The sequence below is a fragment of the Streptomyces sp. NPDC086787 genome (genome assembly GCF_044745865.1).
In the GTDB taxonomy this organism is placed as follows: Bacteria; Actinomycetota; Actinomycetes; order Streptomycetales; family Streptomycetaceae; genus Streptomyces.
This window is the reverse complement of the sequence record NZ_JBIVBC010000015.1, coordinates 146,566-164,711: the sequence shown is the minus strand read 5'-3', so window position 1 is coordinate 164,711 and position 18,146 is coordinate 146,566. Positions and strand designations below refer to the sequence as shown.

At 69.6% G+C, this 18,146-nt stretch carries 16 protein-coding genes and 5 tRNA genes; 12 read left to right on the top strand and 9 right to left on the bottom strand.

Annotated elements, in window-relative coordinates; all coding sequences use genetic code 11:
* Together ACIPK3_RS28310 and ACIPK3_RS28305 are read left to right on the top strand one after the other, a co-directional pair.
* The coding region (locus ACIPK3_RS28310) for an acyl-CoA carboxylase subunit beta (RefSeq protein WP_402574116.1) at positions 1-935 on the top strand (935 nt) is incomplete at its 5' end.
* A gap of 35 nt (positions 936-970) precedes the next feature.
* Positions 971-1,165 (top strand): acyl-CoA carboxylase subunit epsilon, encoded by a 195-nt coding sequence (locus ACIPK3_RS28305; RefSeq protein WP_402574114.1) that lies wholly within the window; start codon positions 971-973, stop codon positions 1,163-1,165.
* 339 nt (positions 1,166-1,504) lie between these two features.
* Here the strand turns inward: ACIPK3_RS28305 and ACIPK3_RS28300 are convergent, their stop codons facing one another.
* From ACIPK3_RS28300 to ACIPK3_RS28265, 8 genes are all read right to left on the bottom strand, one after another.
* Entirely contained in the window at positions 1,505-2,086 is a 582-nt protein-coding gene (locus tag ACIPK3_RS28300; RefSeq protein ID WP_026248371.1) for an ATP/GTP-binding protein, read from the bottom strand.
* On the bottom strand, positions 2,067-2,630 hold the full coding sequence (locus ACIPK3_RS28295; protein WP_402574113.1) for a DUF742 domain-containing protein: 564 nt from the start codon (positions 2,628-2,630) through the stop codon (positions 2,067-2,069). The genes ACIPK3_RS28300 and ACIPK3_RS28295 overlap by 20 nt, the downstream gene beginning before the upstream one ends.
* 96 nt (positions 2,631-2,726) lie before the next feature.
* Positions 2,727-3,140, bottom strand: a complete 414-nt coding sequence (locus ACIPK3_RS28290) for a roadblock/LC7 domain-containing protein (protein ID WP_100595178.1) — start codon at positions 3,138-3,140, stop codon at positions 2,727-2,729.
* A gap of 10 nt (positions 3,141-3,150) precedes the next feature.
* A complete protein-coding gene (locus ACIPK3_RS28285) occupies positions 3,151-6,396 on the bottom strand; it encodes a nitrate- and nitrite sensing domain-containing protein (RefSeq protein ID WP_402574111.1) in 3,246 nt (1,081 codons plus the stop codon).
* Positions 6,397-6,775: 379 nt separating this feature from the next.
* Positions 6,776-7,351 (bottom strand): ATP/GTP-binding protein, encoded by a 576-nt coding sequence (locus ACIPK3_RS28280; RefSeq protein ID WP_073889865.1) that lies wholly within the window; start codon positions 7,349-7,351, stop codon positions 6,776-6,778.
* Entirely contained in the window at positions 7,332-7,730 is a 399-nt protein-coding gene (locus tag ACIPK3_RS28275) for a DUF742 domain-containing protein (RefSeq protein ID WP_019058642.1), read from the bottom strand. Before ACIPK3_RS28275 ends, ACIPK3_RS28280 begins: the two co-directional genes overlap by 20 nt.
* A 111-nt stretch (positions 7,731-7,841) precedes the next feature.
* On the bottom strand, positions 7,842-8,255 hold the full coding sequence (locus ACIPK3_RS28270; protein WP_030382516.1) for a roadblock/LC7 domain-containing protein: 414 nt from the start codon (positions 8,253-8,255) through the stop codon (positions 7,842-7,844).
* A gap of 9 nt (positions 8,256-8,264) precedes the next feature.
* Positions 8,265-12,176: a nitrate- and nitrite sensing domain-containing protein gene (locus tag ACIPK3_RS28265; RefSeq protein ID WP_402574108.1), complete on the bottom strand. Its 3,912-nt coding sequence runs from the start codon at positions 12,174-12,176 to the stop codon at positions 8,265-8,267.
* A 560-nt stretch (positions 12,177-12,736) separates the two neighbouring features.
* On the opposite strand from ACIPK3_RS28265, the gene ACIPK3_RS28260 reads away from it, so the two are divergent.
* The 9 genes from ACIPK3_RS28260 (at position 12,737) to ACIPK3_RS28220 (ending at position 16,776) form a co-directional block, all read left to right on the top strand.
* On the top strand, positions 12,737-12,958 hold the full coding sequence (locus ACIPK3_RS28260) for a hypothetical protein (protein ID WP_402574129.1): 222 nt from the start codon (positions 12,737-12,739) through the stop codon (positions 12,956-12,958).
* A gap of 125 nt (positions 12,959-13,083) precedes the next feature.
* The gene (locus ACIPK3_RS28255) at positions 13,084-13,869 is read left to right on the top strand and encodes a fumarylacetoacetate hydrolase family protein (RefSeq protein WP_402574107.1); all 786 of its coding nucleotides are present in this window, start codon (positions 13,084-13,086) and stop codon (positions 13,867-13,869) included.
* Positions 13,862-15,346 carry a glutamate--tRNA ligase gene (gltX, locus tag ACIPK3_RS28250; protein ID WP_402574106.1) on the top strand — a complete coding sequence of 495 codons (1,485 nt, stop codon included), beginning with the start codon at positions 13,862-13,864 and terminating at the stop codon, positions 15,344-15,346. Before ACIPK3_RS28255 ends, gltX begins: the two co-directional genes overlap by 8 nt.
* Positions 15,347-15,471: 125 nt before the next feature.
* Complete coding sequence (locus tag ACIPK3_RS28245; RefSeq protein WP_402574105.1) at positions 15,472-16,203, top strand: HAD family hydrolase; 732 nt, start codon at positions 15,472-15,474, stop codon at positions 16,201-16,203.
* Positions 16,204-16,294: 91 nt separating this feature from the next.
* Positions 16,295-16,366: transfer RNA gene (locus ACIPK3_RS28240), tRNA-Gln, on the top strand.
* A gap of 40 nt (positions 16,367-16,406) precedes the next feature.
* A tRNA-Glu gene (locus ACIPK3_RS28235) sits at positions 16,407-16,479 on the top strand.
* 29 nt (positions 16,480-16,508) lie between these two features.
* Positions 16,509-16,581 (top strand) — tRNA-Glu (locus tag ACIPK3_RS28230).
* Between the two features lie 22 nt (positions 16,582-16,603).
* Positions 16,604-16,675: transfer RNA gene (locus ACIPK3_RS28225), tRNA-Gln, on the top strand.
* A gap of 28 nt (positions 16,676-16,703) precedes the next feature.
* Positions 16,704-16,776: transfer RNA gene (locus tag ACIPK3_RS28220), tRNA-Glu, on the top strand.
* 74 nt (positions 16,777-16,850) lie between these two features.
* Here the strand turns inward: ACIPK3_RS28220 and ACIPK3_RS28215 are convergent.
* Positions 16,851-17,495 carry a MerR family transcriptional regulator gene (locus tag ACIPK3_RS28215; RefSeq protein WP_402574104.1) on the bottom strand — a complete coding sequence of 215 codons (645 nt, stop codon included), beginning with the start codon at positions 17,493-17,495 and terminating at the stop codon, positions 16,851-16,853.
* An 85-nt stretch (positions 17,496-17,580) separates the two neighbouring features.
* Between ACIPK3_RS28215 and ACIPK3_RS28210 the strand changes: the two genes are divergently transcribed.
* Positions 17,581-18,105: a DUF4188 domain-containing protein gene (locus ACIPK3_RS28210; RefSeq protein WP_402574102.1), complete on the top strand. Its 525-nt coding sequence runs from the start codon at positions 17,581-17,583 to the stop codon at positions 18,103-18,105.
* Positions 18,106-18,146: the final 41 nt, after the last annotated feature.

Sequence of the window (18,146 nt, the reverse complement as noted above, 5' to 3'; positions counted from 1 at the left end):
AGGAGATCACCCAGAACGGCCTCGGCGGCGCCGACGTGCACGCCGAGACCTCCGGGGTGTGCCACTTCGCCTACGACGACGAGGAGACCTGCATCTCCGAGGTGCGGTACCTGATGTCGCTGCTGCCGCAGAACAACCGCGAGAACCCGCCCCGGGCGGAGGCCTCCGACCCCGCCGACCGGCGCGGTGACGCCCTGCTCGACCTGGTCCCGGTCGACGGGAACCGGCCCTACGACATGACCAAGGTCATCGAGGAGATCGTCGACGACGGCGAGTACCTCGAGGTCCACGAGCGCTGGGCCCGCAACATCATCTGCGCGCTGGCCCGGCTCGACGGCCAGGTCGTCGGCATCATCGCCAACCAGCCGCAGGTCCTCGCGGGTGTCCTGGACATCGAGGCGAGTGAAAAAGCTGCGCGTTTCGTCCAGATGTGTGACGCTTTCAATATCCCGATCATCACGTTCCTGGACGTACCGGGGTTCCTCCCCGGCGTCGACCAGGAACACGGCGGAATCATCCGGCACGGCGCCAAGCTGCTCTACGCCTATTGCAACGCGACCGTTCCGAGGATCTCGCTCATCCTGCGCAAGGCCTACGGCGGTGCCTACATCGTGATGGACAGCCAGTCCATCGGTGCCGACCTGACCTACGCCTGGCCCACCAACGAGATCGCCGTCATGGGTGCGGAAGGTGCGGCCAACGTCATCTTCCGCCGTCAGATCGCCGAGGCCGAGGACCCCGAGGCGACGCGGCAGAAGATGGTCAAGGAGTACAAGGCCGAGCTGATGCACCCGTACTACGCGGCCGAGCGGGGTCTTGTCGACGACGTGGTCGATCCCGCCGAGACCCGCGAGGTGCTCATCAAGTCGCTGGCGATGCTGCACTCCAAGCACGCCGATCTGCCGTCCCGCAAGCACGGCAACCCCCCGCAGTAACCCCGCGGAAACCTCTCTCACGGAGACTGACACCCATGGACAACGCTGACATCCGCGTCGAGAAGGGCCACGCCGAGCCCGAGGAGGTCGCCGCCATCACGGCGGTCCTGCTCGCCCGTGCCGCCGTCCGCGGCTCGGAGCCGACGCCGGCCCACCGCGGCCGCGCCAAGGCAGGCTGGCGCCGCCTGGAACGTGAACCCGGCTTCCGCGCCCCGCACAGCTGGCACTGAGCCGGAACCCGTACGACTCGAAGGGCCCCTCTGGAAACAGAGGGGCCCTTCGGCGTGCCCGGAGGCGGGGGACATGCGCCCGTTTCGGTGCGGCCACATGCCCGGTATGACGGGTGTGAACCGGCATTACCGCAGGTAACGTGCCCGAGTGCGAGACAAGCGCGCCCGTATCGCCCTGAAAGTGTGCCCGGTTGCGGTGGGCTTGTACTGGAGGTGTGACAGACACGTGCTTGGATACGCCTCGTGTGCGCCCCCACTACGACCGAAGTTTGGCCGAATGCGACTGGAAGGGGCGCCCTTCCGACCGAAGGGCGCCCCTTTCCACGCGTATGGCTCCCGCTAGCGCAGCCGCGCCATCAGCGCGTGCTCGACCAGCGTGATCAGCGCCGACTTCGCGTCGGCGCGGTGCCGGGCGTCCGTGGTGATGATCGGCGTGTCGGGGCCGATCTGGAGGGCCTCGCGGACCTCGTCCGGGTTGTACGGCTGGTTGCCGTCGAAGCCGTTGAGGGCGATCACGAACGGCAGGCCGCTGTTCTCGAAGTAGTCGACGGCGGGGAAGCAGTCGGCGAGGCGGCGGGTGTCGACCAGGACGATCGCGCCGATGGCGCCGCGTACCAGGTCGTCCCACATGAACCAGAAGCGGTCCTGGCCGGGCGTGCCGAACAGGTACAGGATGAGGTCCTGGTCCAGGGTGATGCGGCCGAAGTCCATGGCGACCGTGGTGGTCGTCTTGTCCCCGGTGTGGGTGAGGTCGTCGATGCCCGCCGAAGCTGACGTCATGACGGCCTCTGTGCGCAGCGGGTTGATCTCCGAGACGGCGCCCACGAACGTGGTCTTGCCCACGCCGAAGCCGCCCGCCACCACGATCTTCGCGGACGTGGTGGAGCGGGAAGGACCGCCGCTAGAGCTTGCGAAGTCCACTGAGCACCCTTTCGAGCAGTGTCACGTCTGGCTGGCCGCCGGCGTTCTCGTCGCCGCCGGGCTGATGGATGGCGACCAGGCCCGCCTCCGCCAAGTCGGCGACGAGGATCCTGGCCACGCCGAGAGGAATGGTCAGCAGTGCCGAGATCTCGGCGACCGACTTGATCTCCCGGCAGAGGTTGCAGATCCGCTGATGCTCGGGCAGCTGGCCCTGCATCTGGTGCGGCTGCGCGGTGGTGTGCACCAGCGCCTCGATGGCGAGCTGGTACCGCGGGCGGGTCCGGCCACCTGTCATGGCGTACGGACGCACCAGGGGGTTGTGCGACGCGGCGGGCGCCGGCTCAGGACGACGCTGGGGCTGCACCGGCTGGATGCGCGGCGCCGACGGCTGGTCGTACGGCGAGGGTCCGGGACCCTGCGGCGAGTACGGCTGCCGGTGGCTCGGGGCGGAGGGGAAGTTGTACCGGTTCGAGCCGTCGCCCTGACCCTGGGCAGGGCCGTACGACCAGTTGCCCGAACTCGAACCGCCTGGGGGTGTGTCCACTTTTTCTCCTCCTCCGACCCTGCCGGGCACCCATCCCTGTGGAGCCGCGTCCCGAAACCTTAAGGCCCCGGGACGCGAAACCGCACCGTCTGTCTGTTAGTTGAGAAGGCTTCCCTGGAGTTCCGCACGCAGGTCCGGAGTGAGGACCGTGCCCGCGCGGTCGACCAGGAGTGCCATTTCGTACCCAACGAGGCCGATGTCCGCCTCCGGGTGCGCCAGGACCGCCAGCGAGGAACCGTCGGAGATGGACATGAGGAAGAGGAATCCCCGTTCCATCTCCACAACCGTCTGGTTCACGCTGCCCCCCTCGAAGATCCGGGAGGCGCCTGCCGTCAGAGACGTCAGACCGGAGGCGACGGCCGCGAGCTGGTCGGCGCGGTCGCGGGGGAAGCCTTCGGACATAGCCAGAAGGAGTCCGTCGGCGGAGACCACCACCGTGTGGGACACACCAGGGGTGTTGTCCACGAAGTTGGTGATCAACCAGTTGAGGTTCTGCGCCGCCTGGCTCATCGGGCTCACACTAACGCTCCTGGTTGTAGGTGCTGTCAGGGCCGAAGCCCTGGCCGTTCGTTTCACTGCCTGCGCTGCGTCCGCGCTGGACGCCTCGACGCAGGTTGCTCAGCCTGCCCCGGACGTCCTCCGGGGCACGGGAGACCTGGGGTCCGCCCTGGGGGGTGCTCTCCGCCGTGCCCTCGACCAGGTTGGCCTTGGGTACCCGGCGCGGCAGGCCGGAGGAGGTGACTCCGCCCGCCTTGGGCTTGCGAAGCTGCGACGCCTGCTGCCAGCGCTCGTCGTTGGCCGAACGCCAGCTGCTGTCGCCGTTGCTCTCCGGTGCGGAAGCCGGCGGTTCCTGGCGGCCGCGCGCCACACCGTTCGAGCCGTTGGTGCCGTTCGCGGTGGATCCGCGGCGGGGCAGCCCGGCGTCGGTCAGCTGGTGCGGGGCGCTGGAAGCCGGTCCCGGACGGTCGAAGCCTACGCGGTCCGGCTCGCCCACGTCACGGGCCTGCGCGGATTCCGCTTCGGGAGCGTACTGGGGGGAGTACCCGTTCCGGTAGGTGTCCTGCTGCGGCCAGTCGTCCTGGTGGGACGGCTGCTCGTAGGCCTGGTACGCCTCGGAGGCACCGTTGTGCGTCGGGGCGGGAGCCTCCTGGGCGGATTCCGCATAGGTGGACTCCGGGTAACCCGCGCCCGCGGAGAACGTGTCGTTCTGCGACAGGCCGCCGTTCGGCGCGAAGTACTGCTCGTCGTACGCCGACTGCTGCTGTCCGTCGTACGCCGACTGCTGGTGACCCTCGTACGACGACTGGGTGTCGTACGCCGACGGCTGCTCCTGGTACCCCGTGGGTCCGGCGTCGTAGCCCTGACGGGTGTCGAACCCGTCGCCGTACGCCGGATTCTCGGACGCCTCGACGCCCTCCTGCCCGTGGGCCTGGGCCTCCAGGGCCGCCCGGCGCTCCTCGCGCATCAGCGAGCGACCCACCGGGTCCAGCTCACGGATGTCGTCGGGGACCTCGGTGTACCGGCTGTCGTCGAAGCCCAGCTCGGCCGCGGTACGCATCGGCGGCTGCTGCTGCTGAAGGGCGAAGCTCTCACCCTGGAACTGCTGCTCCGGGATGATCTGGGAGACCGTGAACTCCTCACGGTCCAGCTGCTGCTCGCCACCGCCACCGTGCGTGATCGCGTCCGGCAGCATGACCAGCGAGGTGGTGCCGGCCTGCTCGCCCGAGGGGCGCAGCTGGACGCGGATGCCGTGCCGGTCCGACAGTCGGCCGACCACGAACAGGCCCATGCGCTGGGATATCGCCGCGTCCACCGTGGGCGGGTTGGCGAGCTTGTGGTTGATGTCCGCGAAGTCCTCGGCCGTCAGACCGATGCCCTTGTCGTGGATCTCGATCATGACGCGGCCGTCGGGGAGACGGGTCGCGGTGACGCGCACCTTGGTCTGCGGGGAGGAGAACGTCGTGGCGTTCTCCAGCAGCTCGGCCAGCAGGTGCACGAGGTCGGTCACGGCGCGGCCGTGGATCTCGGCCTCCGGAACGCCGGAGAGCTCGATGCGCTCGTACTGCTCCACCTCGGAGGAGGCGGCGCGCAGCACGTCGACCAGCGGTACCGGCTGGTCCCAGCGGCGGCCGGGCTCCTCACCGGCGAGGACCAGGAGGTTCTCGCCGTTGCGGCGCATACGGGTGGCGAGGTGGTCCAGGCGGAAGAGGTTCTCCAGCTGGTCCGGGTCGGCCTCGTTGTTCTCCAGGTCGGTGATCAGGGTCAGCTGGCCCTCGATCAGCGACTGGTTGCGGCGCGACAGGTTGGTGAAGATCGCGTTGATGTTGCCCCGGAGCAGAGCCTGCTCGGCGGCGAGCCGGACCGCCTCGCGGTGGACCTGGTCGAAGGCGCGGGCGACCTCGCCGATCTCGTCCGTGGTGGTGATCGGGATCGGCGCCACGCGGGTGTCGACCCGGCCGGGGTCGGTACGGGAGAGCTGGTCGACCAGCATCGGCAGGCGCTGCTCGGCGATGCCGAACGCGGCGTTGCGCAGCTGGCGCATCTGGCGGCTCATCTGGCGGGCGACCAGACCGGCCAGGATGAACGCGGCGAGCAGGGCGATCACGACGACCGCACCGGTGATGAACGCCGAGGTCTTGGCGTCGTCGGCGATGTCGGAGGCCTCGTTCACCGCCTTGTCCGCGAGGTCGAACTCGAGCTGGCGGTAGGCGTTGTACTTGAGCGTGTTGAACGCCCACCAGTTCTGCGCGGTGATGCCCTTCGCGGCGAGGTCGGCACGCGTGGAGTTGCTGGTGTCGCTCAGCGTGGACAGGGCCACGACCATTTTGGTCGGGTCGGACGGCGGGGCCACGTAGTCCGGGTTCTTGCCCTTGGCCTGCTCGATCAGGTCCTTGCCGTCGGACTTGATCTTGCTGATGGCCTCGACGAGCTTCCGCGCGTCGGCGGTGGTGCCACCGCCCTTGTACTCCTCGATGGCAATGCCCTCGAGGTAGGCGTACGAGGAGAGGGAGACCCGCTGGGTCGCCAGGTTCGGCTGGTCCGGACCGGGCTTGACCAGCAGGTGCATGCCGATCGACCGCTCCAGCGACGTGGCGGCCTTGGTCAGCGAGATGGCGTAGACGGTACGGCCGTAGGACGTGATGTTGCCGGTACCCAGACCGAGCTCGTTGGCGAACTCCATCAGGGGGTGGGCGACCGCGACGTAGCCCTCCTCGGTCTTCACGCCGGTCAGCTTGGTGGTGTAGGCCGCCGTGCGCAGCGTCTCGAGCTGCGGCTCCGCGTCGTGGACCAGGTCCAGCCGACGCTTCAGGCCCGAGGTCTGCGGCATGTCCTTCGCCGCCTCCTCGAACCCGGCGGAAGCCTTGTCGGTGAGCTTGCGGGCGGCCACGACGTCGCCGTTGTCCTGGCCCTTGCCCTGGAGGAGGGGAGCGGCCGTGACGTCACGCTCGTTGTAGAGGGCGTCGGCGTAGTTGAGGGCGGCACGCACCAGGCGGGCGGTGTTCTCGGCGTCCCGGGCTTCCTGCCAGGTGTCGATCGAGCCCTTCACCTGGAAGCCGCCCATCACGAGGCCGACCAGCACGGGTATGAGCAGGATCGCGTTCAGCCTCGCCGGGACCCGCCAGTTGCGCGGGGAGAACCGGCTCCCGCTCGGCGCGGGGGCGGCCGCCGGCTCCGAGCCGGGTACGGGGGAGGGCGCCGCAGCGCGCGGCGGCGGGGTGAAGTTGCCCCGGGCCGACGGCTCGGGACCGTTCTTGCTTCGCCTCACTCGACCAACAACCTCTCGGCGGCGGGCACCTTACGTCGTGCCGCAGTCTCTCAGAGCCCGGTGTGTCATCGACAGTTACTTACGTCTTTGACTATTGGGTAGTTCAGGCATTCCAGCACGACGACCAGCGCACTTCCAAACAGTGCGAATGCCGGAGAAGGGCCGCTGGCCGCCACAGATAAATCGGTCATAAAGAGCGAGGCGCGTCAAAAGGCGGGGCCTTCGTGAGCACAGGGGCACCACGTGACAGCGACGCGTGGTGAGGTCGGCCGAACTCTCTGCTGAAACGTTATGAACACCGAAGCCGGCCGTGTCCAAGGCCACAGCCGGCTCCGTAAACGTATACGACAACTGCCGTATCGCGCTCCACACTTATGTACTAGCGCAACCGTGCCATCAGTGCGTGCTCGACCAGCGTGATCAGCGCCGACTTCGCGTCCGAGCGGTGCCGGGCATCCGTCGTGATGATCGGGGTGTCCGGTCCTATCTGGAGGGCCTCGCGCACCTCTTCGGGCTGGTACGGCTGCTGTCCGTCGAAGCCGTTGAGCGCGACGACGAACGGCAGGCCGCTGTTCTCGAAGTAGTCGACGGCGGGGAAGCAGTCGGCGAGGCGGCGGGTGTCGACCAGGACGACGGCGCCGATGGCGCCGCGTACCAGGTCGTCCCACATGAACCAGAAGCGGTCCTGGCCGGGCGTGCCGAACAGGTACAGGATGAGGTCCTGGTCCAGGGTGATGCGGCCGAAGTCCATGGCGACCGTGGTGGTCGTCTTGTCCCCGGTGTGGGTGAGGTCGTCGATGCCCGCCGAAGCTGACGTCATGACGGCCTCTGTGCGCAGCGGGTTGATCTCCGAGACGGCGCCCACGAACGTGGTCTTGCCCACGCCGAAGCCGCCCGCCACCACGATCTTCGCGGACGTGGTGGCCCGGCCCGCGTCAGAGCTTGCGAAGTCCACTGAGCACCCTTTCGAGCAGCGTCACGTCAGGTGCGCCGCCGTTGTTCTCGTCGCCACCCGGCTGGTGGATGGCGACCAGGCCGGCCTCGGCGAGGTCGGCGACCAGGATCCGGGCCACACCGAGCGGCATGGCGAGCAGCGCCGACACCTCCGCGACGGACTTCACCTCACGGCACAGATGGCAGATGCGCTGGTGTTCCGGGAGCAGCCCCATGAGCGCTGCCGGGTCGGCCGTGGTGCTGATCAGCGCCTCTATGGCGAGCTGATAGCGCGGCCGGGTCCGGCCGCCGGTCATCGCGTACGGACGTACCAGCGGCTGGTCGCCCTCGTCCCCGTACGGCTCCGCGTACGGATCATGAGAGGCGGTGGGCGGGGTCATGAATCCTCCGGGCTGGACAGCAGGTCGGTCAGTCTTGCCGTCAGATGGGGCCGGTGGGGGGATTGTGGCGGCCGGACGGTGGTTTGGTGAGACGGGTGGTGCCGGGGTCGGTCAGTGGAGCAGACTGCCCTGGAGTTCGGCGCGCAGGTCGGGCGTGAGGACCGCCCCGGCACGGTCGACGAGCAGGGCCATCTCGTAGCCGACGAGGCCGATGTCGCACTCGGGGTGAGCCAGCACGGCCAGGGACGAGCCGTCCGAGATGGACATGAGGAAGAGGAAGCCGCGCTCCATCTCCACGACCGTCTGCGCCACATTGCCGCCCTCGAAGATCCGGGAGGCCCCGGCGGTCAGCGAGGTGAGGCCGGACGCGACGGCCGCCAGCTGGTCGGCGCGGTCCCGCGGGAACCCTTCCGACATCGCCAGAAGGAGACCGTCGGCGGACACGACGACGGTGTGGGACACACCAGGGGTGTTGTCCACGAAGTTGGTGATCAACCAGTTGAGGTTCTGTGCCGCCTGGCTCATCGGGCTCAACTAACGCTCCTGCTGGTGAGTGGGGCTCGGGTAACTCCCGGTCTGCGGACCGTTGCCGGCCTGCCGACCCTGAGCGATGCCCCGACGGAGATTGGTCAGCCGGCCGCGTACGTCGTCAGGCGCACGCGAGACCTGCGGACCTGCTTGGTGCTGTTGCTGCTGAGCCGTGCCCGGGACGAGGTTCGCCCGGGGCACCCGGCGCGGCAGGCCGGAGGTGGTGACACCGCCCGCGGCAGGCTGCCTCACGCGCTCGGCCTGCCGGACGAGTTCATCGTTCGGCGAGCTGCGCCAGGAGCTTGCGGCGGGACGCTCGGGGGCCGCCGGAGGGGCGGCGGGGGCCGGTGCGGGAGCCTGCGGCTGCGCCGGGACCGGAGCCGTGCCGTTGTTCTGCGGCTGCCGCTCCTGCTGGCCGTGGCCCTGCTGGCTGTGGCCTTGCTGGGCCTGCCCCTGCTGACCGTGCTCCTGCTGGGCGCCGTGGAACCAGTTGGTCTCCAGGGTGTCGTACAGCGGGGTACGGCCGTCGCCCGGGCTGGTCGCCGGCGGCAGCGCCTCGGGCTCCTGACGCACCGGTCGCTGCTGCTGTTGCGGCTGCTGCGCCTGCTGCTGTGGCTGCTGCGGGGCCGGGATGCGCGGCATCTCCGCGGCGCCGTACCCGCCCGCCTGCGTCCGCTCGAACTGGCCCGTCTGCTGGGCGTCGTGCTGCGGACCCTGCTGGCGTCCCGGCAGGGAGTGCTGCCCGGTGTTGCCGGAGCCGTTGTCGTAACCCGGCGTCGTGAACTGGCCGGTGGAGCCGTTGTCGTAGGCCTGCGGGGCGGCGAACTGGCCCGTGGTGGAACCGTTCTGCTGCCCGCCCGGGGTGCCGTAGACGTCGGAGCGGACGAACGAGCCGGTGTTCTGCTGGCTGTTCGTGCCGGGGCGGGCGAACTGGCCCGTGTTCTGGCCGGTGTTGTTCTGGGCGCCGTTGGCGCCACCGTTGGCACCGCCCAGGTCAGGACGGGGGAACTCGCCGGTGTTGCCGGGGCCCTGGGCCTGCGCCCGGGGTATCGCCGGCCGCTGGGCCGTCGCGTCCGGCCGGTCCTCGATGCGCGGCATGGGCGCGGTCTGCGCCGTGTCCGGCTCGTCGTGGCCGCGCGGGGTGTCCAGCGAGGCGCGGGACCCCTGCGGGCGCGCCTGGTCGTCGTGCCAGCCCGGGTTGGGCTGCTGCTGGCTGGGGCCACCGGGCAGCTCGGGCCGGGCCCCGCCACGCGGCGGGAGCTGCGGCCGGCGGCCCTGGCCGGAGGCGTTGTCGCCGCGCTTCGCGGTCACGGGGCCGCGGCCGCCGAACAGGTCCTGCTGCGGTGCGGCCGTACCCGCGGCCTGAAGGTCCTGCGGAGCGGCCGGCGTCTGCCCGCCGCCGAACATACCGGCACCCGCGCCGGCCGGAGCGGGCCGACCTTGCTGGTTCGTCGTGGGGCCCTGCTGGTTCGTCGTGGGGCCCGGCTGCTGCGGGCCACGGGGTCCGCCCTGGCCGGTGCCGGGCAGTGCGGCCCGCGGGCCCTGGCCGGCGCCGACCTGGCCGCGCGCACCGGCGGCCGCGCCGAGACGTCCGCCGGACGCCGATCCGCCGGCCGGGGCGCCGCCGAAGGCACCGCCGCCGAACGCGCCACCGCCCTGGCCGCCGGACTGGCGGGCCGCAGCCGCACCGGCCGCGGCCTGCGCGGCGGCCGGGCCGCCGGTCGGCAGGGAGGGGCCGGGCTTGCCCGGGGCGGGCTTCTTGCCGCCCTGGGCGACGTCCACGGGCAGCATGACCAGCGCGGTCGTACCACCGGAGTCGGAGGGGCGGAGCTGGATGCGGATGCCGTGCCGCTGGGACAGCCGGCCGACCACGAACAGACCCATGCGGCGGGACACCGACACGTCCACGGTGGGCGGCGAGGCGAGCCGCTCGTTGATCGCCGCGAGGTCCTCGGGGGAGAGGCCGATACCGGTGTCGTGGATCTCGATCAGCACCCGGCCGTCGGGCAGCGCGTGACCGGTGACCTTGACCTTGGTCTGCGGCGAGGAGAAGGAGGTGGCGTTCTCCAGCAGCTCGGCGAGCAGGTGCACGAGGTCGTTGACCACGCGGCCGGCGACCTCGGTGGTCGGCACGGAGGCCAGCTCGATGCGCTCGTACTGCTCCACCTCGGACGCGGCGGCGCGGAGCACGTCGACCAGCGGGACCGGGCGGGTCCACCGGCGACCGGGCTCCTCACCCGCGAGGACGAGAAGGTTCTCACCGTTTCGGCGCATACGGGTGGCGAGGTGGTCGAGCTTGAAGAGGGAGGACAGCTGGTCCGGGTCGGCCTCGCGGGACTCCAGTTCGGAGATGAGCGACAGCTGACGCTGGATGAGGCCCTGGGAGCGGCGCGAGAGGTTGGTGAACATCGCGTTGACGTTGCCCCGCAGCAGGGCCTGCTCGGCGGCGAGGCGGACCGCCTCGCGGTGCACGTCGTCGAAGGCCGCGGCCACCTTGCCGATCTCGTCCCGGGAGTGCACACCGACCGACTCCACGGACGTGTCCACGTCCTGCGGGTCGGACTCGGACAGCTGCTTGACCAGCTCGGGCAGACGGTCCTGGGCGACCTTGGTGGCGGTGTCCTGGAGGCGGCGCAGCGAGCGGATCATGGAGCGGGCCACGACGAAGGCGCCGACCAGCGACACGCCGAGGACGAGGAGGATCAGCGCACCGGAGATGATCGCGTCGCGCTCGGTGGCGTTGCGCAGCTCGCGGGCCTTCTGCTCCATGTCCTCGAGCAGCGTGTGCTCGATCTTCTTCATCTGCTCGATCTTGGTCGAGCTGTCGTCCACCCAGTCGCGGTAGGAACGCTTCGGCTGGTCCTTGATGCCGTTCGTGGCGGCGAGGCTTCGCCTGGCGTACGTGTCCGAGGCCGTGATGGTCGGATTGCCGCTGGCGATGGGGTCGAGCAGCTCCGCGGCGTTGCCGCTGTAGATCTGCTTGAAGATGGCGACCTCGGAGTCCTGGCTGTCGAGCGCCGAGTTCGCGTAGAGGCGGTCGTTCTCGGAGAGCCTGCCGGCCTCGGTGTTGTTGTCGGGCAGGGCCGCGGCGATCACGGCGCGCTGCACGGACGCCCACTCCTTGGCGGTGGAGAACGCCGCCAGGGCGCGGGTGCGCTGGATCATCTCCGGGTTGCTGGACGCCTCCGCCATGTCCTGCGAGAGGTCGATCAGCTGGGTGATCAGGCGGTGGTACTCGTCGACGGTCTGCGTCGAGTTGTTCGTGGACTGGTACGCGGACTTGCGGATCTTCGCCAGCCGCTCCAGCTGGGCGCTGATGCCGACGATGCTGGCGCGGACGCCGCGGAGCTGGCCGTCCTTGCCGGCTTCGGTGATCGCCTCGGAGGTGTCCTTGAAGTTCTGGGAGGCGCGGTCGGTCTTGTCCTGGTAGCCCTTGACCGTGTAGTCGGTCGCCTTCAGGCCGTGCGACAGGGGACCGGCGGACTGGTCGCGCTCCTCCTGGAGTGCGGCGGCCAGCTCGGTGGCCTGCTTGGTGATGTCCGTCAGCAGCTTCATGTTGTCGAGCTGCTGGATGTCGTCCAGGTTGTCGCCGATGCGCAGCGCGCCCAGCGAGGTGGCCGCGACGACCGGCAGCGCGAGCAGCGACACCAGGCGCGTGGAGATGCGCCAGTTGCGCAGTGCCAGGCGCGAGCCGGTGCCGGTCGGGCCGGCGGCGGGCTTCACCTCGGGTTCCGGGTTCGCCGGTCCGGCCGCTCCGACCGCTCCGACCGCGCCGGGACGCCCGGAGCGCTCGCCGCTGTCGCCGGCCGTGGCCGGGCCTGGGTTCTGGGCGTGCTGGGGCGAGGAACCGCGGTCGGTCCCGCCGTGCGGCTCCGGCTCGGCCGAAGCGCTGCCATTCCTCTTGAAACGTCCCTGCACTAGCGTCGCAACCTCTGGACCAGGCACCCCTCCGCAGGAACGGAGGGACACGGTGTCGGCGTTTTGGGGAGCGTCCTGAATACGCGCCCCTGGGTGTTACTTGAGACCGGCGCCGGCTCCCCCCTGCTCGGCCGCCACTCGGCGCTGCGTTGCGCCGTTGCGCCCCGGCTCGTTCCCGCGGCGGTCCGTGGAATTCCAGCACAGTGCCGGATCTCCAACAAGGCCCGTGGACCGAGCTGTGACCTGAGTGACGGTATGTGAGGGACGTGTCACGAGACGTGGAATATGATCTCGTACATACCGGACTTAACCGTGCGAGTGAAGGGTCACGAGGGGGTGCTCGGACGGTGTCCCAGTCGCCATGATCAGGAGCGGAATGATGGCTTCAGGGGGCCAATGTCCGTTTCGTTGCGGTGATTTGTAGGCCTGAATTGACCATTTTGTTCCCATGTTCGTGAGCAAACTCACACGCTAATCATGGGTAGTTCACGACCCCGGCGGGGAATCCGCTGTCTAGCCTGGCGCTTTACAAGAGGGCGCCTTCTGTCAACCCGGCGGAGGTGCCCACCCACCACCACGACAGGGCTCTCTCCACCGTGAAGACGATGATGTTCCGCACCATAGCCAACCCCCGTCGCACGACTCTGGTGCACCTCGACGACGCCGGCGAGCTGATGACCGCGGAGCTGCCGGAACACTCCATCGATCTTCCCGCCCAGACCGCCAACCCCCGGCGCACCATCCTCATGGAGGCTCCCCTCGCCTCCTCCGCCGTGCGGTAGTACGGCCCACGCCTGCCGGGCGTTCAGGACGACCGACGCCCGGCCCCGATGGGCGGGGCACCGCCTCCTTGCCGCGTTAGCCTGGAGCGTCAGACTCCAGCTCAGTTAAGGGGCGCAAGGATCCCGTGCGCATCGCCAGGTTCTCCATCGACGGGAATGTCGCCTTCGGCGCCGTCGAGGGCGACAAGCAGGACGAACTCGTTCTCGACATCATCAAGGGCATTCCGTTCGCGGATTTCGAGCTCTCCGGCATCAAGGTGCCGCTGAGCAAGGTCAGGCTGCTCCCGCCGGTGCTCCCCAACAAGGTCGTGGCCTTCGGCCGGAACTACCCGGAACACGCCAGGGAGCTGGGCAACGAGGTGCCCGACGCCCCGTTCGCCTTCTTCAAGCCGTCCACCTCGGTGATCGGCCCCGGTGACGAGATCCAGTACCCCTCCTTCTCCGAGGAGCTCCATCACGAGGCCGAGCTGGCCGTGGTCATCGGCCGTATGTGCCGTGAGGTGCCGCGCGACCGGGTCAAGGACGTGATCTTCGGCTTCACCTGCGCCAACGACGTCACCGCCCGCGACGTCCAGCGGCGCGAGAAGCAGTGGGCCAGGGCCAAGGGCTTCGACACCGCCTGCCCGCTCGGCCCCTGGGTGGAGACGGACCTGGACCTCGCCACCGCGAACGACCTGACCATCCAGCTCACCGTCAACGGCGAACAGCGCCAGCTGGGCCGTACGAGCGAGATGAGCCACCCGGTCGAGGACCTGATCGTCAACATCTCCGAGGCCATGACGCTGCTCCCCGGCGACGTGATCCTCACCGGCACACCCGCTGGGGTCGGCCCCCTGCACGTCGGCGACGAGGTCGCCGTCACCATCGAAGGCATCGGCACTCTCACCAACAAGGTTGTCAAGCGTGGCTAGCGCACCCGGCTCTCACATTCGCCTGCGTTTCTGTCCCTCCCCCACCGGTAACCCCCACGTGGGCCTGGTCCGCACCGCCCTGTTCAACTGGGCGTACGCCCGGCACCACCAGGGCACGCTGGTCTTCCGCATCGAGGACACCGACGCCGCCCGCGACTCCGAGGAGTCGTACCAGCAGCTGCTCGACGCGATGAGCTGGCTGGGCTTCGACTTCGACGAGGGCCCCGAGACCGGCGGCCCGCACGCGCCGTACCGCCAGTCGCAGCGGATGGACATCTACCAGGACGTCGCCCGGAAGCTGCTCGACGGCGGCCACGCGTACCACTGCTACTGCTCCCAGGAGGAGCTGGACAGCCGCCGCGAGGCCGCCCGCGCCGCCGGCAGGCCCTCCGGCTACGACGGCCACTGCCGCGACCTGAGCGACGGGCAGGTCGAGGAGTACCGTGCGCAGGGCCGCGAGCCCATCGTCCGCTTCCGTATGCCCGACGAGACGATCACCTTCACCGACCTTGTCCGCGGCGAGCTGACCTTCACCCCGGAGAACGTCCCGGACTACGGCATCGTCCGCGCCAACGGCGCCCCGCTGTACACCCTGGTGAACCCGGTCGACGACGCGCTGATGGAGATCACCCACGTCCTGCGCGGCGAGGACCTGCTCTCCTCCACCCCGCGCCAGATCGCCCTGTACAAGGCGCTGATCGAACTCGGCGTCGCCAAGGACGTCCCGGCCTTCGGCCATCTGCCCTACGTGATGGGCGAGGGCAACAAGAAGCTGTCCAAGCGCGACCCGCAGTCCTCGCTGAACCTCTACCGCGAGCGCGGCTTCCTGCCCGAGGGCCTGCTCAACTACCTCTCGCTCCTCGGCTGGTCGCTCTCGGCCGACCAGGACATCTTCACGATGGACGCGATGGTCGCGGCCTTCGACGTCGCCGACGTGAACCCCAACCCGGCCCGCTTCGACCTGAAGAAGGCCGAGGCGATCAACGCCGACCACATCCGGCTGCTCGACGTGAAGACCTTCGCCGAGCGCTGCCGCCCCTGGCTCCAGGCCCCCGTCGCCCCCTGGGCGCCGGAGGACTTCGACGAGGCCCAGTGGCAGGCGGTCGCGCCGCACGCGCAGACGCGTCTCAAGGTGCTCTCCGAGATCACCGAGAACGTCGACTTCCTCTTCCTGTCCGAGCCGGTCCACGACGAGGCCAGCTGGACCAAGGCGATGAAGGAGGGCTCCGACGCGCTGCTGCGCACCGCCCGCGAGAAGCTCGACGCGGCCGACTGGGCGTCGGCGGAGTCCCTGAAGGAGGCCGTCCTGGCCGCGGGCGAGGCGCATGGCCTCAAGCTCGGCAAGGCCCAGGCCCCGGTCCGGGTGGCCGTCACCGGCCGCACGGTCGGCCTCCCGCTCTTCGAGTCCCTGGAGATCCTGGGCAAGGAGAAGACGCTGGCCCGCATCGACGCGGCGCTGGCCAGGCTCGCCGCCTGACCGGCCCGAACCCCGAGGGGCGGCAACCGGAGTTCCGGTCGCCGCCCCTCGGGCGTGATGCCCGTCACCGGCCGTGACGGCCGCCCCTCGTGTGCGGAGCCCCTCCGGGCGCTACCGTCGGTGTCATGGCGATCCGAGCCGTCGTCTGGGACATCGACGACACCCTCTTCGACTACACGTCCGCCGACCGGGCGGGCATGCGCGCACACCTGGTGGCCGAGGGGCTGTTCGGCGGGTACGCCACCGCCGAGGAGGCGCTGACCCGGTGGCGCCAGGTCACCGACCAGCAGTGGGCGCGGTTCTCGGCGGGGGAGGTCTCCTTCGGAGGGCAGCGCCGCGACCGTGTACGTGCCTTCCTGGGCCGGGAGATGGCCGACGCCGAGGCCGACGCGTGGTTCGAGCGCTACATCGGCCACTACGAGGCGGCCTGGGCGCTCTTCCCGGACGTGCTGCCGGCCCTGGACGTGCTGGCCGCCAGCCACCGGCACGCGGTGCTGTCCAACTCCAGCATCGCCGTGCAGGACCGCAAGCTGCGCACCCTCGGTGTGCATCACCGCTTCGAGGTCATCCTGTGCGCCGCCGAGCTGGGCGTCTCCAAACCCGATGCCGGTGCCTTCCTGGCGGTCTGCGACGCCCTGGAACTGCTTCCGCGCGAGGTGGCGTACGTCGGCGACCACCCGGAGATCGACGGGCGGGGCGCCGCCGAGGCCGGTCTGCTGTCCGTGTGGATCGACCGCGGCGGGGTGTACGCGGACGGCACGGCGGCGGCCGTGACGCACCGGATCTCGACCCTTGCCGAACTACCCGCGATCGTCGGCACGGATAGTCGTTTTGGAGCCCCGTCCACCTTCGGGTAATGTTCTTCCTGCGCCCAGGGAAGCAGGCCGAAAAGCCGGAAGCCCGGGGCGCGAAACTAGAACGACATCCCCTCAGGGACTTGCGTTCCAGTGGCCTATGGTGTAATTGGCAGCACGACTGATTCTGGTTCAGTTAGTCTTGGTTCGAGTCCAGGTAGGCCAGCTCGCAGAGCTCATCTGCGCCCAGCGGATCACATCCGCGAGCCCCCGTTGTGTAGCGGCCTAGCACGCTGCCCTCTCAAGGCAGTAGCGCCGGTTCGAATCCGGTCGGGGGTACTGGTTCCGATCAACTCGGAATCGCTAGGGCCCCCGTTGTGTAGCGGCCTAGCACGCCGCCCTCTCAAGGCGGTAGCGCCGGTTCGAATCCGGTCGGGGGTACTGAACTGGTCTAAACCATCATTGGTCTATGGTGTAATTGGCAGCACGACTGATTCTGGTTCAGTTAGTCTTGGTTCGAGTCCAGGTAGACCAGCTCGGACCTGCGGAAACGCAGTGTCCAGGCCCCCGTTGTGTAGCGGCCTAGCACGCCGCCCTCTCAAGGCGGTAGCGCCGGTTCGAATCCGGTCGGGGGTACGCACGGATGAAGGCCCCCCACTTCGGTGGGGGGCCTTCGTCGTTGTCCGGGACGGTTTCCGCCGGGCGTCACGTCACTCGAAGCCGTACCGTCGGGCGGACTCCTCCTCCTGGGCCAGCCGGTGCAGCGCCTGGAGCATCGGCTCGATGAGCACCGCCGAGACCACCGCGCATTCCGCCTTCTCCGCCTCCGAGGGCTGCGACTCGACGAAGTCCAGGTCGAGCCCGGCCGCCTCGTGCATCAACCGGGCGTAGAGCAGGAGCCGTTGGGCGTCCCAGTCGTAACCGAGCCGACGGAACGCCGCGATCGCCACCACCAGTGAGCGGTACGCGGGGGAGACCGTCGTCAGCATCATGGAGTTGGTCCAGCCCAGCGACTCCAGCAGTGCGCCCGCCTCCCGGTGCGCGGCCCGGACGAAGGCGTCGTCCTCGTCCGGCTCCGGCACCTGCGGCAACGCCCACAGGGCCGCCCCCAGCCGGATCGTGCGGCCCAGGGAGTCGTCGTCCACATGGCGCAGTACCTCGCGCGCCGTCGCCACCGGCATCCGGCCGACCTGGATCATCGCCCGCACCAGCCGCAGCCGGCGCACATGCTCCGCGTCGTACTCGGCGGTCGTCGCGTTGACCTGGCGGCCCGGCGGCAACAACCCTTCGCGCAGGTAGTACTTGATCGTCGCGGTGGACACACCGCTGTGCTCACTCAGCTCGGCAAGCCGCATGTCTTGCGCCCCTCCTTGGACAGTGCGACTATCCAAGCATCACTCAAAGGATAGCGGCGCTATCCGACAGGAGCAGGGGGCCCTCATGTCCGCGAAACCGGTACTCGGACGCACCACCGCAGCCGCCGACGGCGATGTCGTCGTCCTGCTGATCGGCATGCGGGTCAACCGCTTCCGGGCGGTGCACCAGTGGCCGTTCGTGTTCACCGCGATGTCCCGCATGCTGCGGGAGCTGTCCAAGGCGCCGGAGCGGGGCATGCTCGGCCACGTTCTGCTCACGGCGTCGCCGCGGACGTACTACGTCGTCCAGTACTGGGAGTCCAAGGAAAAGCTGTACGCCTACGCCGCCGCACCCGACGCCTTCCACCACAGGGTCTGGCAACTGGTCAACCGCAAGGACCGGGCCGGAAAACTGCGCGGACACGTCGGCGTGTGGCACGAGACGTACGTGGTGCCGGAGGGCTCGTACGAGTCGGTCTACGGCGACATGCCGCCCTTCGGCCTGGCGGCGGCCCACGGCCAGATCCCGCTGGAACGCCGCGGCCGCTACGCGAAGGACCGCTTCGCGTACCGCTCGGGCCGGACGGCCGAAGCGGAGAAGACGGGCTGACGGGGTCGCGGTGCGGCGATGCGGCGGACCCCGCGGGTCGG

Coding starts and splice junctions, on each gene's coding strand:
- ACIPK3_RS28305 (WP_402574114.1), top strand. CDS start 971: ATGGACAACGCTGACATCCGCGTCGAGAAGGGCCACGCCGAGCCCGAG.
- ACIPK3_RS28290 (WP_100595178.1), bottom strand. CDS start 3,140: ATGAGCCAGGCGGCGCAGAACCTCAACTGGTTGATCACCAACTTCGTG.
- ACIPK3_RS28275 (WP_019058642.1), bottom strand. CDS start 7,730: ATGACCCCGCCCACCGCCTCTCATGATCCGTACGCGGAGCCGTACGGG.
- ACIPK3_RS28270 (WP_030382516.1), bottom strand. CDS start 8,255: ATGAGCCAGGCGGCACAGAACCTCAACTGGTTGATCACCAACTTCGTG.
- ACIPK3_RS28245 (WP_402574105.1), top strand. CDS start 15,472: ATGGCGATCCGAGCCGTCGTCTGGGACATCGACGACACCCTCTTCGAC.
- ACIPK3_RS28215 (WP_402574104.1), bottom strand. CDS start 17,495: ATGCGGCTTGCCGAGCTGAGTGAGCACAGCGGTGTGTCCACCGCGACG.
- ACIPK3_RS28210 (WP_402574102.1), top strand. CDS start 17,581: ATGTCCGCGAAACCGGTACTCGGACGCACCACCGCAGCCGCCGACGGC.